The following is a 1,936-nucleotide window of genomic DNA, read 5'->3' as shown; positions in this document are numbered from 1 at the left end:
GACAGATGCGGATGACCGACGTTAACGGCGAATTCAGAACCTAGCGAGGTAACGAGGGCATGCGCCGGATGAGAGGCAGCAAGCTGCGACCCTAATTCGGAGTGCCCACCGAAAACGAGCACCCACATCGCGACAGCGGCCGCGACGACCACGACGGCGACAGAGCGCCACCGCGACCGCCCTAAGACGGCGACGCGATCAGCGTCCGCCGGTGTCCGCATAGCCCCCATACCCCTAGAGGGTACAGCACGCCGCCCGCTCCTTCTATCACCAGTACGGGGTTGTTTCGGTCACGACTCTGCTCGCTTGTCCAACCGGGAGCCGGTCCGGGCCACACGTCGTCGGCGCCTGACCGAGCTGCTGTGGGTTGAGGGCCAGTAGTTCGGCGCCGAATGGTGGCGTGCGGACTTCCGGCTGACCCAACGTCTACTAACTTCGGCTTCGTCAGACTTCGCCACGTGGTCCGAGCTTGTGTCCCAAAACCTAGCCACTGGGCTCCAGCTTGCCTGAAGGGCCCAAGACGACCCAATGGCCTAAGGTCCCGTCAATCGGGCGCCGCGCTCAGTGCCCGCCAGCCCAGCCGCTGGCCTCACGCGAGATGCGCAAACCGGTTGCGGGCCCCCAGGCCGGCGTTTTTTGGGATGCTTGTGCTGGATGTTTTGCTAGATCGCGGCGCAATGTGCGCGGATCGACCGTCGAACGGGAGGGCGCGAAAGGTGTTCGAAAAGTTCACCTTGCGAGCGCGGCAAGCGGTCGTGCTGGCGCAGCAGGAGGCCCGGGCACGCCACCATGATTACATCGGGACCGAGCACCTGCTGCTGGGGCTCATCGCCGAAAAAGACGATCCGATCGTGCACGCATTGCACACGCTCGGGCTGGAGGCCCCGGCAATTCGCGACAAGCTCGAAGAGATGCGCCCACCGGGCGCAGTACGTGCCAGGGGGCACATTCCCTTCACCCCGCGCGCGAAAACAGCACTTGAGCGCAGTGGTATCGAGGCACAACTACACAGCCATGCCTACATCGACGCTGAACACATCCTCTGGGGCCTGTCCCGACAAACCGACGCCACTGCGACCAAAGCCCTGGCACGCATGGGAGCCACCCCAGAACGGATTCGCCAGCAACTCCTACGGGGCTGGGGTCTGTCGGCATAGCGACAAGCATCGGAATTTTCGACGACAAACTTCCTGAGACACGGTAGCGGCAGGCGGTGGCGGGGCCGATACGGAAATGCTGCGGCGAATTCACGCACGGCTTCACCGGTCGCGGGACGAAGCTGTTCTTGCCGGTCAGCGGTCAGTTTGGCCGGCTTGGTAGCTAGCCGGGAGTTGCCCGGCCCGGCGGGATTCGCGCGAGGCGGCGGCGCTGGCGGCCGAGTTGCGGTGCGAGGTCGGCCAGGGCTGGCGGCCGCTATCGGCCGAGCACGTTCGATACCGCCCTTACGCTGCCGCCGCGGCGCCGGGCAGCCGAGGCGGATGCGGACGACCCTGGTCATGTTAACGGTAACGGTCCGGGTCTATACCATACCCGGTATGGTATTCTGGGCTTGCTTGCAGGCAATGGCTCGGCGTCATGCTGCAGAACGTTAGAAAAGCCCAGCACGGCGCCGGTGGCGTCCAGGCCTTTTAGAAACCGATTACGTCGAGGGACAATACCGCTCGGCGGGGTCGTCTGTTGCTCGATCGAGTAGGCCGCGCCTGCATGAGCGCGAGTCCGGGGCCGGCGCGCTTCTCAGGTCATCGGTCGCCGCGCCGCCGCGATTTGGCCAGCGGCAACGGCACTGCACCGCCAATGCTGCGATGGCCACCGGACGGCTGAACCTAGCTCCCCGCGCAGGAGACGATGAACACGAAAAGGGAAAGGTACGACACGATGAACACCAATAAGAAGCTCCTGATTCTCGGCGCCGGCATCGGGGGACTCAGCGTGATCA

At 64.6% G+C, this 1,936-nt stretch carries 1 protein-coding gene and 1 pseudogene; one reads left to right on the top strand and one right to left on the bottom strand.

Annotated features, from left to right (window positions below; all coding sequences use genetic code 11):
- Positions 1–221, bottom strand: a pseudogene (locus AWC17_RS34290) (hypothetical protein); the annotation flags it as partial.
- A 495-nt stretch (positions 222–716) separates the two neighbouring features.
- On the opposite strand from AWC17_RS34290, the gene AWC17_RS32790 reads away from it, so the two are divergent.
- Positions 717–1,157, top strand: a complete 441-nt coding sequence (locus tag AWC17_RS32790) for a Clp protease N-terminal domain-containing protein (protein ID WP_046187231.1) — start codon at positions 717–719, stop codon at positions 1,155–1,157.
- The last annotated feature ends 779 nt before the right edge of the window (positions 1,158–1,936 follow it).

Origin of the sequence: Mycobacterium nebraskense (assembly GCF_002102255.1) — a bacterium.
GTDB classification, from domain to species: Bacteria; Actinomycetota; Actinomycetes; order Mycobacteriales; family Mycobacteriaceae; genus Mycobacterium; species Mycobacterium nebraskense.
This window is presented reverse-complemented; position numbering and strand designations above follow the sequence as displayed.